At 39.6% G+C, this 17,659-nt stretch carries 12 protein-coding genes; 1 reads left to right on the forward strand and 11 read right to left on the reverse strand.

Annotated features, from left to right (window positions below; genetic code table 11):
* Positions 1-212: 212 nt before the first annotated feature.
* Complete coding sequence (locus tag QNI22_RS19685) at positions 213-4,070, forward strand: Ig-like domain-containing protein (protein WP_314513289.1); 3,858 nt, start codon at positions 213-215, stop codon at positions 4,068-4,070.
* Between the two features lie 446 nt (positions 4,071-4,516).
* Here the strand turns inward: QNI22_RS19685 and QNI22_RS19690 are convergent, their stop codons facing one another.
* The 11 genes from QNI22_RS19690 to fsa all read right to left on the reverse strand — a co-directional run bounded on the left by QNI22_RS19690 (position 4,517) and on the right by fsa (position 17,458).
* Entirely contained in the window at positions 4,517-5,953 is a 1,437-nt protein-coding gene (locus tag QNI22_RS19690; RefSeq protein ID WP_314513291.1) for a TolC family protein, read from the reverse strand.
* Positions 5,954-6,079: 126 nt separating this feature from the next.
* Positions 6,080-9,241 carry an efflux RND transporter permease subunit gene (locus QNI22_RS19695; protein ID WP_314513293.1) on the reverse strand — a complete coding sequence of 1,054 codons (3,162 nt, stop codon included), beginning with the start codon at positions 9,239-9,241 and terminating at the stop codon, positions 6,080-6,082.
* 235 nt (positions 9,242-9,476) lie between these two features.
* Positions 9,477-10,622, reverse strand: coding sequence for an efflux RND transporter periplasmic adaptor subunit (locus QNI22_RS19700; RefSeq protein ID WP_314513294.1), 1,146 nt, complete (start codon positions 10,620-10,622; stop codon positions 9,477-9,479).
* Between the two features lie 332 nt (positions 10,623-10,954).
* Complete coding sequence (locus QNI22_RS19705; RefSeq protein ID WP_314513297.1) at positions 10,955-11,344, reverse strand: hypothetical protein; 390 nt, start codon at positions 11,342-11,344, stop codon at positions 10,955-10,957.
* Positions 11,345-11,892: 548 nt separating this feature from the next.
* Positions 11,893-12,078: a macro domain-containing protein gene (locus QNI22_RS19710; RefSeq protein ID WP_314513298.1), complete on the reverse strand. Its 186-nt coding sequence runs from the start codon at positions 12,076-12,078 to the stop codon at positions 11,893-11,895.
* A 303-nt stretch (positions 12,079-12,381) separates the two neighbouring features.
* Positions 12,382-13,665, reverse strand: coding sequence for a sulfate adenylyltransferase subunit 1 (locus QNI22_RS19715; protein WP_314513299.1), 1,284 nt, complete (start codon positions 13,663-13,665; stop codon positions 12,382-12,384).
* A gap of 72 nt (positions 13,666-13,737) precedes the next feature.
* Positions 13,738-14,646: a sulfate adenylyltransferase subunit CysD gene (gene cysD / locus QNI22_RS19720; protein ID WP_314036972.1), complete on the reverse strand. Its 909-nt coding sequence runs from the start codon at positions 14,644-14,646 to the stop codon at positions 13,738-13,740.
* A 93-nt stretch (positions 14,647-14,739) separates the two neighbouring features.
* Positions 14,740-15,483, reverse strand: coding sequence for a phosphoadenylyl-sulfate reductase (locus tag QNI22_RS19725; RefSeq protein ID WP_314513301.1), 744 nt, complete (start codon positions 15,481-15,483; stop codon positions 14,740-14,742).
* Positions 15,484-15,711: 228 nt separating this feature from the next.
* Positions 15,712-16,416: a cell division ATP-binding protein FtsE gene (locus tag QNI22_RS19730; protein ID WP_314513303.1), complete on the reverse strand. Its 705-nt coding sequence runs from the start codon at positions 16,414-16,416 to the stop codon at positions 15,712-15,714.
* Positions 16,417-16,487: 71 nt separating this feature from the next.
* Positions 16,488-16,691, reverse strand: a complete 204-nt coding sequence (locus tag QNI22_RS19735; RefSeq protein ID WP_313980817.1) for a fructose-6-phosphate aldolase — start codon at positions 16,689-16,691, stop codon at positions 16,488-16,490.
* Positions 16,692-16,801: 110 nt separating this feature from the next.
* On the reverse strand, positions 16,802-17,458 hold the full coding sequence (fsa, locus tag QNI22_RS19740) for a fructose-6-phosphate aldolase (RefSeq protein ID WP_314513306.1): 657 nt from the start codon (positions 17,456-17,458) through the stop codon (positions 16,802-16,804).
* Positions 17,459-17,659 lie beyond the last annotated feature (201 nt).

The following is a 17,659-nucleotide window of genomic DNA, read 5'->3' on the forward strand; positions in this document are numbered from 1 at the left end:
CTACTTTCAATGTTCCTCACATTAAAGAAGATTATACCCTGCTAATTCTGACAGAGGCCTAGCTGCTGATAGTGGAAGTGCCTGATTTAAAAAGTTTTAAATCATATTGCAGATATTCTTTTTTTTTCTGAAACTTAACTTTGAGGAAACATCTCTTCTATTCATCCTCAGTACTTTTACATATATTTTCAACAAACCTTTACTTACAATTTATGCAACATTTTTTACCCCTTACTAAGCGGGTGGCTATGCTGTTGTGTTTCTGGCTATGTAGTTTTACTGCCTGGGCACAAGTATCCATTACAACGCTTAACTCTGCTTATACGCAAGACTTTAATAGCCTGGCCATTAGTGGAACTGGCACCGCCGTTCCTACAGGGTGGACATTTGCAGAAAGTGGTACCAATGCCAATGCAATCTATACTGCCGGGACAGGCTCCGGAACAGCCGGAGATACGTATAGTTTTGGTTCTGCAAGCGCAACAGACAGAGCCTTCGGTGGATTGCTTTCAGGTTCTCTTACCCCAACCATTGGGGCTGGATTTACTAACAATACAGGAAGCACAATCACCTCTCTGACGATTGTGTATACAGGTGAGCAATGGCGTATTGGTGCAACCTCAGCCAACCGGACAGTGCGTGATACACTAAACTTCCAGTTTAGTACCAATGCCACCTCACTAACTACTGGTACCTGGCAGAATGCAGATGTGCTGGATTTTGTTTCACCTGTAGCTCCAGGAACCACTGTTGGTGCTCTGGATGGAAATGTTACTGCCAACCGTCAAACCTTGTCAACAACGCTTACGGGTCTTTCTATCCCTGTAGGTGCTACTATCTGGATACGGTGGGCAGATGCCAATGTGGCTAGTTCAGATGATGGATTGGCTGTTGATGACTTTTCTCTAACTGCGAATGGAGAGGTAGCCAATCCAATCCCAACCTTGACAGTCTCTTCCAGTACAATAGGGTTCGGGGAAATAGCTGCCAATACTACTAGTGTAAAGTCCTTTACGATAACAGGAAGTAATCTTACAGATAATGTAAAAGCAGTTGTTACAGGTTTGGGTTACACCATCTCAAAAGATAGCATCACCTTTGACACATTGGTATCTTTCACATCTGCAGAGGTAAGTACTCCCAAAAAAATATTTGTTCGTTTTACGCCTGCAGCATTTGGTTCCTTCACAGGTACAATAGCCATAAGCACTACAGATGCTATAACACAAACTGTAAATCTGAGTGGTTCTTCTGCTAATCCTTTTGAGCAGAACTTCAATGTCTGCTCCGCCACACTTCCTGGTGGATGGAGCCAGTATAGTGTAACAGGTGCACAAACCTGGGCTTGTACTACTTTTGGACGTACAGGTAATGCTGTGCAAATCAACGGATATTCAGGTGGGGCTGTCGAGAATGAAGATTGGTTGATCTCTCCTGCTCTTGATCTGACCGGACTTACCTATCCGTTACTTTCATTCTGGTCTCGTACTGCTTTTACAGGTCCAACATTGAAACTACTGGTTTCTACCAATTATAGTGGAACAGGAAATCCTTCTGCAGCTACATGGACAGAGTTGAATGGACAGTTCCCATTAATCAATTCAGATGTATGGACGCAGTCAAGTGGTATCAATCTGGTGAACTTTAAACAATCAGGTGTATACGTTGCTTTTGTCTATACTTCTTCACCTGCATTAGAAGCTGCCCGATGGACAATTGATGACTTTTCTATTATCAATTCAACAATGCCGCCTTCTCCTCTTTTAAGTACATCGATTACACCTCTGACAGAGTTGTATTTTGAAAGCAGTGTCAATGTGCCTTCTGCTGCCAGATCGTTTCAGGTATCTGTAGCTAATGCTACATCTGATCTGACTGTGTCTGTTCCTGCACCTTTTCAGCTTTCAAAGGATGGAAATAATTTCTCAGGATCTGTAGTGTATTCGATATCAGAACTTGACTTTACGAATACAGTATATATTCGTGCACTGCCTGCTATTGAAGGAGCGTTTGCCGGACGTATACAGCTTACAAGTGGTTCTATTCAAAGTGCACAGGGGTACGCTACAGCTTCATCTATTAGTAAGAATAAGACTTTTGACGTGGCTACTATGAATGTGGAGTGGTTTGGGCATCCTAGTAATGGTCCTTCTAACAATGCGCTTCAGGCTGCTAACCTTCGTACATTGATTAACCGTCTGGATGTAGATATATTTACACTGCAGGAGATTTCGGATACAGTATTGTTTGTTGATAGTGTAGCCAATCTTCTTCCTGGATATAAATATGTGGTATCCCCTTATGTCTCTAACCCTGAGACAAATGATCCCTACGCACAAAAGGTGATAACTTTGTACAAGACCACTACTGTTTCTAAGCTGAGTTCAAAAACACTACTGACAGGAGTTAATGTAAATACATTGACTAATTATCCGGGAGGTGATCCAACACGTTTCTGGGCTAGTGGCCGTTTGCCTCTTTTACTGGATGCACAGGTAACTATCAATGGAGTAAGTAAGCGTGTTGCCGTAGTAAATATTCACGCACGCGCAAACTCTGGAGATGATATTAGTCGCTATCAGATGAGAGCGTATGATGTAAAGGTGCTGAAAGATACACTGGACGCTTACTATGGTAACGTTGCTTTATTACTTCAGGGTGATTACAACGATGATGTAGACTCTACAGTCGCTCCTATTCCATCGCCACTGATCTCTTCCTATCAGCCTTATGTACTGGATAGCACTCATTACAAAACAGCTACCCGTGTATTGAGTGATGCAGGACTTCGTTCTTATATCACTCAGGCTAATGTGATTGATCATATCACGATGACAGATGAATTGTTCTCAGAACATCTGGCTGGCTCTACCCGTATCGATTATGCCTTGAATTATATTACTAATTATGAGAATACACTGTCTGACCACTTGCCTTCTCTTACTCGTTTCAAATTTAAGTCAGCACCAACTGTAGCTGTAACTGCACCGGCTGCCGGATCTGTCATTCTGAAGGGAACAGACGTGGTAGTAACTGCAACTGCTTCAGATGTGGATGGAAATATTGCAAAAGTTGAGTTTTATAATGGAATAACGTTGTTAGGTACAGACTATACTAGTCCATATTCTTATACCATCTCTCAGGCTGCTACTGGCACATATACACTGACAGCTATTGCGTATGATGATGATAACCTTAAAACACAGTCAGCTTCTGTCCAGGTTAAAGTGGTTGAAACGGGTATTCAGGGTAGTGATTGTGCCACTCCAGGGCAAAGCTATACTTATGAATTATTTGTTGATCCTGCCTCTGTATCCAGTATTAGTTGGTGGGTTAATGGAAGCGCTACCATTGTGAAAGACCCTGCCAATGCACAAAAGGTGACTATTACCTTTACTCAATACAACAGTGCTTCTATACAGGTATATGCAGGTGTATCGTATAAGAAATCGCCTTGGTATACACAATTCAGTAAAGTAGTGAAAGTAGGGGGATGTACTCCTGCAGATACTACAACCTATCCAACAGGGATATCAGGTACTTCATGTGCTACACCTTCTCAAGTATACGAATTTGAGTTGAAGACAAAGCCTACGCTTTCAGTGAGTTCTATCAGCTGGTGGGTAAATGGAAGTGCAACTATTACTGTTGATCCTGTCAACAAGAAGAAAGTAAAAGTTGTATTCACAAAGTATAATAGCTCGAATGTACAACTTATGGCTGGCGTGACTTATTCTTCTAGTCCATGGTATGAGTCATTTACTAAAACCATTCAGATTGGTGGTTGTTCAAACTCTGTCCGTATATCTGATGAACTGTCTTCTGCATCTGCCACTCAAGCTTATCCAAATCCTACAAATGATAGGTTAACTATATCATTAGGTACCTATGCTGCTGGTGAGGTAAAATTGCGGATTCTGGATTTGTTAGGTAAGGAATATGTTCTGGAGAAGAATATTGTTTCAGAAAACGAAGTAGAGCTTAATACAAAATCTCTACCATCGGGTGTGTATATATTGCAAGTAGTATCTTCTCAGAAAACAGAGACACTTCGTGTAATAAAGCAATAACCAATTATATCTAACTACTTATACAAAAAAGTCCTGTCTTCAAAAGACAGGACTTTTTTGTATGACACGAGTCATCCAGATTACAGAGTCACTTGCGTTTAATATGCGGTACTTGGGCACTATGTGCATAGTTCTATGCAAGTAGACGTTTTGCGTTGAATTCCGATCAGATTTTGATTTTGCGGTGAACGATGCGCAAGACAAAAAAGTGATCGGAATTCCGATCAAAAAAAAGTTTGCCGTGAGTTATGCGCAGCAAAGAAAATGATCGGAACTCTGATCAAAACAGAAAGTGATTGGAGTTATAGGCAATTCCTCTGCCAATCAGTTGCTCTGTCTTGCCTTTGCTGAGAAAGCTTTTGCCTTGAACTATGCGCAAACAGAAAATTTCTCTTATACATGCCTATTGCCTTCTATTTAAAATAGATAACCAAGCCAAAATAGCCTTATTGCCATCCACCACCCAGGCTACGATAAAGGTCTATAAGTGAGAAGAACTGATCCCGTTTTACTGTTGCCAGTTCGAGCTCAGCTTCCAGTACACTACGCTGGGCTGTGATAACTTCCAGGTAAGAGGCATAGCCTGTCACATACAAGTCATTGGAAGTAGATACTGCATTTTGCAACACATCTACTTCCTGTTTACGGTAATCATATACTTTCTGAAGGTTCTCTATTCCTTTCATACTTGTAACAACTTCCTGATAGCCGTTTAAGATCGTTTTATAATAATTATAAAACGCTTCCTGATTAACGGCCTGAGATTGTTTGTAATTGGACTTTAAAAGGTTTCTACTAAATAGAGGACCTGTAAGGCCTCCTAAAATACCATAGGCTATAGAGGCTGGGTTAAATAGGACAGAGGCGTTAAAAGAGTTAAATCCTGCATAAGGAGAGATGGTAAGCGAAGGCAGGAAGGCGGCGCGCATGGCTGTCACATCGGCCTTGGTTGCTTCCAGTTCCAGTTCTGCCTGTCGGATATCTGGACGATGCCGAAGCATATGTGCCGGAATACCTGACTTCACTACTGTAGTTAGTGTTTGCTGAAGAATCGGATTGCTTCTTTCAATAGGTTGAGGAAAACCTCCCAGCAAAAGGTTTAACTGATTTTCAATAATTACAATTTCCTGTTGAACACGTCCTTCCAAACTACGGGTATGTAGCAATTGTGCTGTTGACTGTTGTACTGCCAGTTCAGTAGCACGGCCTCCCATTTTCTGAGCTGTAATAGTTTCAACAGCCTTTTCCTGTAATCCGATGTTTTTCCGGATGATTTCCAGTTCATTGTCCAGCCTAAGTAAATCATAGTAAAACTGAGATACTTGTGCTACAAGAGCTGTTACAATGGCTTGTCTTCCTTTTTGTGAAGCCAGAAATCGATTATAGGCAGCTTTTTTCTGATTGCGCAATTTTCCCCAGAGATCTATTTCCCAACTGCTACGCAATCCAAGGAAATAATCAGGAGTAGGATTAGGTATCTTTTTCTTCCCATCTATATTTCCGGATAAATTGGTATCATAATTACCTACCCCGTTCATGGTGTAGTCACCATATTTGTCAACACCTGCTGACGCAATTACATTTAGTGATGGTAGTAAAGCGCCACGACCCAGTTGAAAACTTGCTCTGGCAAACTCTATGCGCTGACGGGCAATGTTTAGATCCGGGTTGTTGTGTAATGCGGTATCTATGAGTTTTATTAATAGTGGATCAGTAAAGAAATCCTTCCAGGCGATGTCACCAATGCTGGTAGTATCAGAGTTGCCAGTAAAAGTTTCCGGCAGTTTAACAGAGCTATGTTGAGTGGTGACTGTTGCGACTTTACAACTCCCTAGCAACAGCACTAAAAGGATGCAACTATATTTTAATGAATGGCTAAGCATTGTTCAAAGTAAGAGTTTATGTATCTTTTAAGAACAGAGGAAATCATTGATTCCTCAGTTCTTAAAAGAATAGGGATGGTTAATAGATTTATGAAGTACAGACAGCACATTACCTGCCTGTCAGAATTATTGTTCAGACTCAGTAGCCGACGCTGTAGAAAGCTGCGCTGGTTTATCCTGAAACTTCTCTGCAAGTGAAGCAAAAAGAACATACAGGCCTGGTATGAGGAATACTCCAAAAATGGTCCCGATCAACATACCACCCGCTGCCGCTGTGCCAATGGAACGGTTTCCCAAAGCTCCGGCACCAGATGCTATACAGAGTGGCATCAGACCCGCAATAAAGGCAAAAGAAGTCATTAGGATAGGGCGTAAACGACTAACTCCTCCTTCCATGGCAGCCTGTAACACAGAGTATCCTTCACTTCTGCGCTGTATGGCAAACTCAACAATAAGAATAGCATTTTTACCCAGAAGACCGATAAGCATTACCAAGGCTACCTGAGCATAGATATTATTCTGTAAGCCTAAAAGCTGTAATGAAAGAAAGGCTCCAAAGATCCCAGTAGGTAAAGACAAGATAACTGGTAGAGGAAGAAGAAAACTTTCGTATTGAGCTGCCAGCAGCAAATACACAAATAACAGACAGACCAGGAATATATAGATAGCCTGATTACCTGAAAGGATTTCTTCACGAGTCATACCAGACCAGTCGTAACTGTAACCTCTGGGTAAAGATTCTTTGGCTACACGTTCTACAGCTTTGATCGCATCTCCACTACTAAATCCAGGCGCTGCATCTCCATTAATCATAGCCGAAGTATACATATTGTAGCGGGTCAACTGCTCAGGTCCATATACTCTCTCCAGTTTGATAAATGTAGAGAAAGGAACCATCTCTCCATGATTGTTCTTAACATATAGTTGGAGCAGATCTTCCGGCTTAGCCCGATAAGTGGGCAATGCCTGAACCATCACTTTATACATCTGCCCAAAACGGATGAAGTTAGAGGCATAATAGCTTCCCAGATAGGTTTGTAGTGTACTCATGGCCTTATCAATTGTCACACCTTTCTTGGCTGCCATTTCCTGATCTACATGAATCATATATTGAGGGAAGCTAGCATCAAAGCTGGAAAAGGCACTGCTGATTTCTGGGGCATTTTTTAATGCTGCAATAAATTTATTAGATACCTCTGCTGTTTCCTGAAGAGATTCTCCTGTAGTACGATTTAACAGACGAAGTTCAAAACCACTGGAGTTACCAAACCCTGGCACTGTAGGTGGAGGAAAGAACTGAATATCTGCATCCTGTATTTTTCGGGTTTTTTCTTCCAGTGCAGCAATTATATCCTGGACAGATTCTTCCCGTTCATCCCATGACTTTAGGTTAATCATTGCCATACCATACGACGCACCGGCTGCCTCTGTTAACAAACTATAGCCTGCAAGAAATGAAACAGACTCAACCGCTTTCATATCTTTTGCCACTAATTGTACTTCATCTAATACCTTCTCAGTACGTTCTACTGTAGCTCCTGCAGGAGTAGTAACATTGACATAGATCATGCCCTGATCTTCTGTTGGAATAAATCCGGTAGGTAAAAGAGAATTTACCCCCCAGGTAGCGATGAAAAAGAAGATAAGCAAAGCAATTGTGATAACTCGTCTACCTGCGATAAAAGAAGTAGCTTTTTTGTATTTGCCCTCTACAGACTCATATGCTCTGTTAAATCCTCTAAAGAAACGATTTAATAATCCTTTCTTTTTGGGCGCACCATGTGTATTTTTAAGCATAATAGCACATAAAGCCGGAGTAAGTGTAACCGCATTGATCCCTGAAATAACGATGGATATGGCCAGCGTAAGTGAGAACTGGCGGTAGAAGATACCCACAGGCCCACTCATGAATGCAACAGGTATAAACACTGCTGACATGACCAGCGTAATAGCGACAATAGCTCCACTGATTTCACGCATAGCAGCAAATGTGGCCTCCTTGGCCGACATATGTTTTTCTGCCATCTTAGTATGTACTGCTTCGACTACTACAATGGCGTTATCAACCACAATTCCAATCGCAAGAACCAAAGCGAATAAAGTGAGGAGATTGATAGAGAATCCAAGCAGATCCATAAAGAACAGTGTACCAACCAATGATACCGGAACTGCCAGAGCTGGTATGAGGGTAGAACGAAAATCCTGAAGGAAGATGAACACAACAATAAATACCAGAATACAAGCTTCTACCAGTGTCCGTAGTACTTCATGAATAGACGCATCCAGGAAACGTGATACATCATACGTGATATTGTATGTCATTCCAGGAGGGAAAGATATTTCTTTTAGTTCCGCCATCCGTTGCTTTACATTCTCAATAACCTCCTTTGCATTGGAACCCGGACGTTGTTTGATCATGATAGAGGCTGAGAAGCGACCATCTGTTTTAGAGGCCATACTGTAATCCATTGCTCCAAATTCGACATCAGCAACATCTCGAATACGTAATACGGAACCATCCGAATTAGCGCGGATAACAATATTTTTGTACTGTTCTGGTTCAAAGAACTTACCAGTGTATCGAAGTACATATTGCAGCATCTGAGGATTTTTTCCTGAGCTTTCGCCTGCTTTTCCAGGAGCAGCTTCTACATTTTGATTGCGAATAGTTTCAATTATCTCATCTGTAGAAACTTCATAGGCTGCCATTCGGTCAGGCTTCAGCCATATCCGCATCGAATACTCTCTGGACCCCATAATCTCACAGAACCCAACCCCATTAATGCGTTTCAGTTCTTTAAGAACGTTGATGTCTGCAAAGTTGTAAATAAATTTTTCGCCAACAGTACTGTCTTCACTCATCACATTGAGATACATGAGCATACTGTTTACTTCCTTTTCTGTGGCCACACCAGCCTTGATTACTTCTTCAGGAAGTTCATCTATAACCGTCTGGACACGGTTCTGGACGTTAACCGCTGCCAGGTCTGGATCTGTACCAACTTCAAAGAAAACCTGGATCAGGGTAGTACCATTGTTACTGGTCACTGAGGTCATGTAAGTCATGCCTGGTACACCATTAATCGCCCGCTCCAGAGGAGTCGCTACGGCTTTGGTACACACTTCCGCATTGGCACCTGTATACTTGGCTGTTACAGTAACAGAAGGTGGAACAATTTCAGGGAATTGTGTCACAGGTAATGTAAAGAGTGACAGAACGCCTAAAAATACAATAAGTAAAGATATAACTAATGACAGGACAGGCCTGTGAATAAAGATGTCAAACATGATTACCTCCGTCTAATGAATAATTAAATAAGAGGAGGTCTGCCAGATGCTATTCAGGATAACTCTACAGATACATAAAAATGATTGTTCTATAAATAGAAATAGGCCGAACCTTGCTTAAAAGTCCGTTAGTACGAATAAACTTGAATGTTAATGAAATAAAAAATATAGTATTTGTTAAATGGAGTATCCCTTTGGTGGCAAGACCTCTTTTGAAGCAAGAATAGACTACTAATTACTTACCATGAGTAGTTGTAAGAAGGCTGTCCATTGCTATAAATTCGGGAACAATCTGAGATCCTTCACGAATGTTCTGAATACCCTCATAAACAACTTTATCTCCTGCCTGTAATCCGGAATCTACAATGTAAAAATGTGAGAAGCGTGTTTTAGGCTTAAATTCCTTCATTTTTACTTTGTTGTTACCATCGACTACATACACATAATTTTTATCCTGAATTTCAAAAACAGCCTTTTGTGGAACCATTAAGGCATTGTCAACATCGTTGGCTAAACGAACTTTACCAGTAGATCCATGTTTGAGGATTTTTTCTGGATTGGGGAAATGGGCGCGGAATGCGATGGAACCAGTACTCTCATCAAATTCCCCCTCCATTGTTTCAATTTTTCCTTTTTGCTCGTAGTTTGTACCATCTGCCAGAATTAGTTTGATATTTGCCGAATTAGGCTTGGCACCACTGAGCTTGGTCTTTATGTATTGTAGGTACTCATTTTCAGAGACATGAAAATAAGCATAGACAGCGTTTATGTCCGAAACTGTAGTAAGTAATGCCCCTTCGTCAATCAAGCTACCTGTCTTTAAAGGTATCCTGTCAATGATACCGTCAAAAGGAGCACGAATGAACGTATAAGACAATTTGAGTTCGGCATTTGCATAAGCAGAACGAGCCTCTTCAATGCGGGCATTTGCAACAGCAAGTTTAGCCTTGGCTACTTCAAGTTCTGTTTTGGAAATAACCTTTTTTTCAACCAATAATTTAACTCTATCTAGTTCCAGTTCATCTGTCTTCGCTTCTGCAATAGCACTGGTTAATGCAGCTTTTGCTTTCGCTAGTTCAGATTTGTATTCCGCATCGTTGATTTGAAATAAGGGTTGGCCTTTTTTTACTTCTTTTCCTTCATCTACCAGTATTTTATCCAGATAACCTGATACCCGTGCTCTAATCTCTACATTGCGTACTGCCTGAATATCGGTTACATATTCATGTAGTAATATAGTGTCTTTAGTAATCAGCTTTGTTACAGGAAGTATTTCTTTAGAAGAAGAGTTGTCAACCTGACCACTTGCGGTACAACCTGCTATACCTATAGCGGTCAAAGAAGTGCCAACGAGTGCACTTAGTAAGGAGTTTGTTTTCATAATTCCAAGATTTGTACGGTGAGCTAAGAACAACTTGTTTTACAATATAGGACGTTTCACCAGAAAGTAAAAGGAGTTAGCTATGAAATGTGGAAATTACTCAGAAAAGTTGTCTAAAAAGTGCAAATAGTTCAATTTTTAGCTATATGGCGGTACAAATAGCTGCTTTTTGGATTTTAGCAATAATATACAAAAAAGAGTATTGTTACTCGGCTATAATATAAGCATAACTATAATATATATAAATAAAAAACACTATCCGATATATGGATAGTGTGAGTATAAATACTTGATTTTTAGCTATTTAATCTCTTTTGCTAAGAATTTTTCCTTTAGTGGACAATACCACATTCTTTGCAATATTTCTTCTTTCCGGGCCGATGCTTTTTAGGCTTATGTTTATGTCCAAAATAGCTTGGGTCATTGTAACGGGGGTTGCTAGCCATTTCCTGGGCTATTTTATTGTTTCTTTTCGCATTTGCTTCCCGTAAGTCACGTGCACGTTGTATGCCTTCTTCAGCAGTTGGGTATTTCTTTTTAGAAAAACGCATCTCAGAAGAAAATACTCCAGACTCATTGGAAGAACTTTTGGATGAGACCTCTGTACTGGAAGCTTTATCCTTGTCATTCTTCTTCTTTTTCTTTTTTCCGAATTGAGCATGGCCTTCAGTTGCTATCAGCATGAATCCAAACGCAAATATTACAAACAGGAATCGCATCATAAAAGTAAAAGGTAACAGAAATTATGTTTGTACATACTAATAACTCCAAAACAGTATTTTAGATTGTATAAGAAGACTAATTTTTAATTGCATCTAACCTGTTTTGTGTTTTTACTTGAATGTTTTCCAATGCTGGTATATTGGTTTAGGAAGGCTACTATTATCTTGAATAACCTATCATTTATCCGGATTCAGAACTAAAAGAAACTTAATAAGTAATATTTTTGATGTTATTACAGACTATATAAACTTCTGTAATCTGATAAATAGGTAACTACACCAAGTTATATACTGTAACAGATATATTCAGTGCTGTCAGTTCATCATTAATAATATCCACAATAATTTCCCATTTTTCTCCTGCCAAACCTGCCCCTATACGTGGTATATGGCAGTAGATTATTGTGCTAAGTTTGCTACATTCTTTAAACCTTCCCGTACTGCTTCATATCTAATTGGAGAAATACCATTTAGTATTTGTATATCATGTTGAGCAATCATATTTGCAACAATAACATCCTGTTCAACAGATACAAACTGTGCTTCACCTAATGAAAATTTCTCTCCTCTTTTATACCACTGCCTGTATTGTTTTTCAGGTTTAGACTGTCTCTTTGAGAGTACTGCACAAATCCTCTTCTCCATCCTCCTATATCATTGCAAATATGGAAAATGATCTTATTGCCTTCCGTTTGAGGTTTAGCCGCATCTCCTTTAACATATTGAATATTCATATGTTCGGGATACCAAGTGGGTTGTTAAGAAGATAGGTTAGTAAACGTTAAATGATCTGAGAGGTTTCAGTAAATTATCAATAAGAGGATAATATTGTAGAAAAGGACATAGCTATTCTTAATGATGAATGAATAGCGTTTAAAATGCAATGGCTACATACGAGTTTTAAAAGGTATTTGGTATCTTGTACTAACCTCTGGTTAGCGGGGATGCTGAGTGGAGGAACTGATCATATAATGGTAAAAGAAAAGCTGAATTATCTAAATCCAGCTTTTCTTTAAACAGCATAAAATATAAATCTTTTAGATCGCGAATTCCTGAACAGGGACACTTTCGTAAAGTTCTTCAATAAAGCCTACACCCACTGTGTTATTTGTTCCTGGGTCCACACAAATAAATCCTCCATTGGATCTATTTGTCGCAAAGGTATCTGCAAAGATAGGATGTGCTAGTTTAAGTGAGAGCACTGCTATATCATTAAGTTTTAATTGAGTAGCACTTTGATGCTCCAATGTATTTGGTATGATTACATGCTGAATGGCATCTATCTTAGCCTTCACTAGTTGATTACCATGTTGTAACCAGTATACCTTACCAATAGATAGTGGTTCATGTGCCATCCAGCATACGTGTGCCACAATGTATTTAGCTGCAGTAGGCTCCTGACCTTTTTTTACCAGCATGTTGCCTCTGCTGATATCTATATCATCCGTTAAAAGCAGGGTTACAGATTCTTTGGAATGTGCTTCTTCCAGACTGCTTTCAAATTTTTGAATCTTTTTGATAACAGATGTTTGCTCAGATGGAAGCGCTGTAACGGTATCTCCTACCTTAAAAACTCCACTGCTTATTTTACCTGCATACCCTCTGTAATCATGGAATTCGTCGGTACGTGGACGAACTACATATTGTACAGGCATCCGGGCTGGTAACTCATCATTATTTTCTTTTAGATTTGTTGTTTCCAGTTCCTGTAATAGCGTCTTTCCTTCATACCACGGCATCCTGTCTGATCCTTTGGCTATATTGTCACCATGCAGGCTACAAACTGGAATAAAATCAATGATCTGTCCTTCAAACTTGATCTTCTCAGCAAAAGCGTAAAAATCAGAAACAATATTGGAGAATATATCCTGTGAGAAATTCACAAGATCCATCTTGTTTACACAAACCAATACTTTGGGAATACGCAACAAGGTAGAAATAAAGAAGTGACGGTATGTTTGCTCTACAACACCATGACGGGAATCTATCAGAATAATAGATACCTGTGCTGTAGACGCTCCTGTTACCATGTTTCGTGTATACTCTACGTGGCCTGGGCTATCCGCAATAATGTATTTGCGGGTAGGAGTAGAAAAATACACATGGGCAACATCAATAGTGATTCCTTGTTCACGTTCTGCAATAAGCCCATCTGTAAGTAGAGAAAGATCTACGAAGTCAAGGCCTTTACGTTGACTGGATGCTGCAATAGCCTCCAGTTTATCTTGTGGAATAGATTGGGTATCAAATAACAAACGTCCAATCAATGTACTTTTGCCATCATCTACACTTCCGGCAGTATTTAATCGTAAGATATCCATTTCGGTTCAATATGGGGTAAGCGAATGGTCTGGCTAACAGCTTCCGTATATCGGCTTGACCATTCAAACGTATTAAAAATATCCTTCTTGTTTGCGTTTTTCCATGGCTGCCTCACTACGCTTGTCATCGATACGTGCACCACGTTCAGAAATAACTGCGCTGAGAATTTCTTCTATGATGCCATCTATATTATTGGCATAGGATTCAACGGCTGCTGTACAAGTCATATCCCCTACTGTACGGAAACGAACTACCCGACGCTGAACGATTTCATCTGGTGTTGTATGAAGGAATTCTGAATATGGCCATATCATTCCATCTCTTTCAATGATTTCACGTTCGTGAGCATAATAAACAGATGGAATACCAATACCTTCTTCACGAATATAATTCCATACATCCAGTTCTGTCCAGTTACTGATTGGAAATACCCGAACATTTTCTCCAACATTTATTTTTCCATTCAGTATATCAAACAATTCTGGCCTTTGACGTTTCGCATCCCACTGACCAAATTCATCTCTTACAGAAAAAATACGTTCTTTTGCACGTGCTTTTTCCTCATCGCGGCGTGCTCCTCCAATACACGCATCCAGTTTCAGTTCTTCAATTGCATCTAATAGTGTTACCGTTTGAAGAGCATTTCGGCTGGCATATTTACCTGTTTCTTCTTTTACCTTACCCTGATTAATGCTATCCTGTACATAACGTACCTCCATATTTAAATGAAGTTCCTTGGCTAGCTGATCCCGAAACTCAATGGTTTCCGGGAAATTATGCCCTGTATCAATATGTAATAAAGGAAAAGGAATGCGTGCCGGATAAAATGCTTTCTGAGCCAGACGTACCAGTGTAATAGAATCCTTGCCACCTGAGAAAAGCAATGCTGGACGGTCAAATTGTGCGGCAACTTCACGAATAATGTAAATTGCTTCGTCTTCTAGCTGACGGGGAAATTTTCTCTTTGAGAGTACACTCATAATTCTAATGAGTAGATGTGGAATAAGTAATTAAACTATACAGTATGTTAGTATACATGCTGTATATAGATTCTTTATAGTTTCTGATTGTTGTTATTTTACAATACTGGATGAAGCTCCGTTTGGAATTTCGCTTGAGGAGGATTCATGTAAACCACATTCTTTGTGTGAGACTTCCCACCACCAGCGTCCTGCTCTCAGGTCTTCTCCTGGTTCAATTGCTCGGGTACAAGGTGCACAGCCGATGCTTTTAAAACCTTTATTGTACAGTTTGTTGTAGGGTACACGATTCTTGTCAATATATTGCTCCACTTCTTCCAGAGTCCAGGTAATCAATGGATTGTATTTGATTAATTGATTGCCTTCATCCCATTCCAGATTATGCATATGCTGGCGGTTTTCTGACTGACCTCCGCGCAAACCTGTAATCCAGATCTTCACACCCTGCAGAGCTCTTTTAAGAGGTTCTATTTTGCGAATAAAGCAACATTGCTTTCGATTTTCTACGGATTCATAGAAACTATAAGGGCCTTTCTCTGTTACAAGCTTTTCCACGGATGCCTTATCTGGAAAGTATACTTCTATATTTTGCTTGTATTTTCCCTGTGTTTCATAGAATGTTTGGTAGGTTTCTTCAAACATCCGGCCTGTGTCCAATGTAAACACACGTACAGGTAAGCGATTCTTGAAAATGATATCACTTATTACCTGATCTTCATGACCGAATGAGGTAGAAAAGGCTACCTGGCCTGGAAATAACTCTGTCAACTGTCGAATCGCCTCGGCAATAGGTTTTTCCTGTATCTGAACGGCTATGTTATCTATCTCCTGTTGCATACAAAAAAGGAAAAAATAAGGACAAATGTATTATATAATCTATGGATTTAATAGAGATTTTTGTTGTTTTTTTGTAAAAACCGTATAACAAACCAAAAAATATTGGATTTGTACTATTAGTTGTTATTGTCTACTAGTTAAATAGTAAAGACAAGGTAAAATTACGCAAGTTTTACAATGAGACAAATGAAGATGAAGTATTGAAACCGCTTGAAGGTTTATTGAATGTCAATATCCTGTAGATGAAAGCCCTTCTGTAATAGAATCCTGTACTTGTCCCTGATAACATTGCAACACTCTGGCTGGATGTGTTTGCAAAAATGCATGGTTATGAGTTGCCATCAATACAGCTGTTCCACTTTTGTTGATATCAAAAAACAGTTTCAAAATTTCTTCAGCCACTTCTGGGTCAAGATTTCCTGTAGGTTCGTCTGCAAGAAGTAATAGGGGTTCATTCAAAAGGGCTCTGGCGACCACAATACGTTGTTGTTCACCACCGGATAATTGATGTGGCATTTTATTGCCAACAGATCCCAAACCTACCTGCATAAGAACTTCTGCAATACGCTTTTTCATTTTTGCACTATCGTACCAACCCGTAGCACGTAATACAAAAATGAGGTTTTCTGTCACTGTACGATCAAAGAATAACTGAAAGTCCTGAAAAACAATGCCTAATTTCCTACGTAAGTAAGGAATATCCTTTTTTCGAATATTATGTAATTCAAAATCAGAAATAGCAATATGGCCCTGTTGCAAAGGCAAATCAGCATAAAGTGTTTTTAAGAGAGAGGTTTTGCCACTACCTGTTCTACCTATAAGATATATAAATTCTCCTTTCTGAATAGAAAAGTTTACATTATCCAGAATAGGCTTTCCTCCCTGAAATATCTGGGCGTCTTTTACACGAACTATGGGATCGTCGGAGAACATACTTTTCACTAATTGAATGAATGATTGGTTATAGGTATTGGGGTGCCTTCGACCAATCATTCATTATGCCTTTAAATGGCTAGAAGCTGTAATTTGCCAAACGGCAATTCCCGAATTACATTTTCCAATTCTGTTTCTTTGCCTGCAAGTCCATATTTCTCCAGATTTTTTAACGGACGATCTGCTCGAAAATAGGCAATGAGTACAAAGTTTTCATCACGTAGCTGAATGTAATCCGGGATTTTGGCTTTGCCTTTTACTTTAATGATATACATGAATTTAGTGTTTTACAATTTCAGATTCTGGCTATATGCAAAAATCCGTAAGAACATAGTTTATAGGAGTGTTTTGCACTATAAAGGAAACATAAAATTGTAAATCCTGATTATGCGTTTCCTTTACGATAGTCTGCCAGGAATTTTTCAAGGCCTACATCTGTCAATGGGTGTTTTAATAAAGCAAGGATTGCACTTAAAGGTCCTGTCATTACATCTGCTCCAAGTTCAGCACATTTAACAATATGCATTGGGTGGCGTACCGATGCTGCCAGAATTTCGGTTTCATAACCATAATTCTGATAGATAGTTACAATTTGCTCAATAAGATCTAAGCCATCTGTAGCTACATCGTCCAAACGTCCTATAAAAGGCGAAACATACGAAGCACCTGCTTTAGCGGCCAGTAATGCTTGTCCTGCAGAAAACACCAGTGTACAGTTTGTACGAATTCCTTTCTGAGAGAAATATTTGATAGCCTTAATTCCATCTTTGATCATAGGAACTTTCACTACGATTTTCTCATCAATCTCCGCAAGTTCCTCTCCTTCACGAATCATACCTGCAAAGTCTGTTGCAATTACTTCTGCACTAACATTATTATCGACAATGTTACAGATGTCCTTGTAATGTTTCAGAATATTGTCTTTTCCTGTGATGCCTTCTTTGGCCATCAGAGAAGGATTGGTAGTTACACCATCAAGAACTCCCAGATCATGAGCCTCACGGATCTCATTAAGGTTGGCTGTGTCAATAAAAAATTTCATCGGACAAGTAAGAATTATTTAGTTATCAAATAGTTTGACTTGACATTCAACATTTCACTGAAGCATTGCATGTATTTGAAATACAATCATACCTGTTGATAGGTTCCAGTGGAAGTAGGTATTGCAGGCAAAGGTAGAAATCCCTGTTTTTAAACAAAAGAAAAAACCCGCAACGTTTCTGAAAACCTTGCGGGTTGAAAA

Origin of the sequence: Xanthocytophaga agilis (genome assembly GCF_030068605.1) — a bacterium.
Lineage (GTDB): Bacteria > Bacteroidota > Bacteroidia > Cytophagales > 172606-1 > Xanthocytophaga > Xanthocytophaga agilis.

Bases quoted from the DNA above. Each gene is read 5' to 3' on its own strand.
- QNI22_RS19705 (WP_314513297.1), bottom strand. From the start codon at position 11,344: ATGATGCGATTCCTGTTTGTAATATTTGCGTTTGGATTCATGCTGATA.
- QNI22_RS19715 (WP_314513299.1), bottom strand. From the start codon at position 13,665: ATGGATATCTTACGATTAAATACTGCCGGAAGTGTAGATGATGGCAAA.
- QNI22_RS19685 (WP_314513289.1), top strand. From the start codon at position 213: ATGCAACATTTTTTACCCCTTACTAAGCGGGTGGCTATGCTGTTGTGT.
- fsa (WP_314513306.1), bottom strand. From the start codon at position 17,458: ATGAAATTTTTTATTGACACAGCCAACCTTAATGAGATCCGTGAGGCT.
- QNI22_RS19730 (WP_314513303.1), bottom strand. From the start codon at position 16,416: ATGTTCTCCGACGATCCCATAGTTCGTGTAAAAGACGCCCAGATATTT.
- QNI22_RS19690 (WP_314513291.1), bottom strand. From the start codon at position 5,953: ATGCTTAGCCATTCATTAAAATATAGTTGCATCCTTTTAGTGCTGTTG.
- QNI22_RS19735 (WP_313980817.1), bottom strand. From the start codon at position 16,691: ATGTATATCATTAAAGTAAAAGGCAAAGCCAAAATCCCGGATTACATT.
- cysD (WP_314036972.1), bottom strand. From the start codon at position 14,646: ATGAGTGTACTCTCAAAGAGAAAATTTCCCCGTCAGCTAGAAGACGAA.
- QNI22_RS19695 (WP_314513293.1), bottom strand. From the start codon at position 9,241: ATGTTTGACATCTTTATTCACAGGCCTGTCCTGTCATTAGTTATATCT.
- QNI22_RS19710 (WP_314513298.1), bottom strand. From the start codon at position 12,078: ATGAATATTCAATATGTTAAAGGAGATGCGGCTAAACCTCAAACGGAA.
- QNI22_RS19725 (WP_314513301.1), bottom strand. From the start codon at position 15,483: ATGCAACAGGAGATAGATAACATAGCCGTTCAGATACAGGAAAAACCT.
- QNI22_RS19700 (WP_314513294.1), bottom strand. From the start codon at position 10,622: ATGAAAACAAACTCCTTACTAAGTGCACTCGTTGGCACTTCTTTGACC.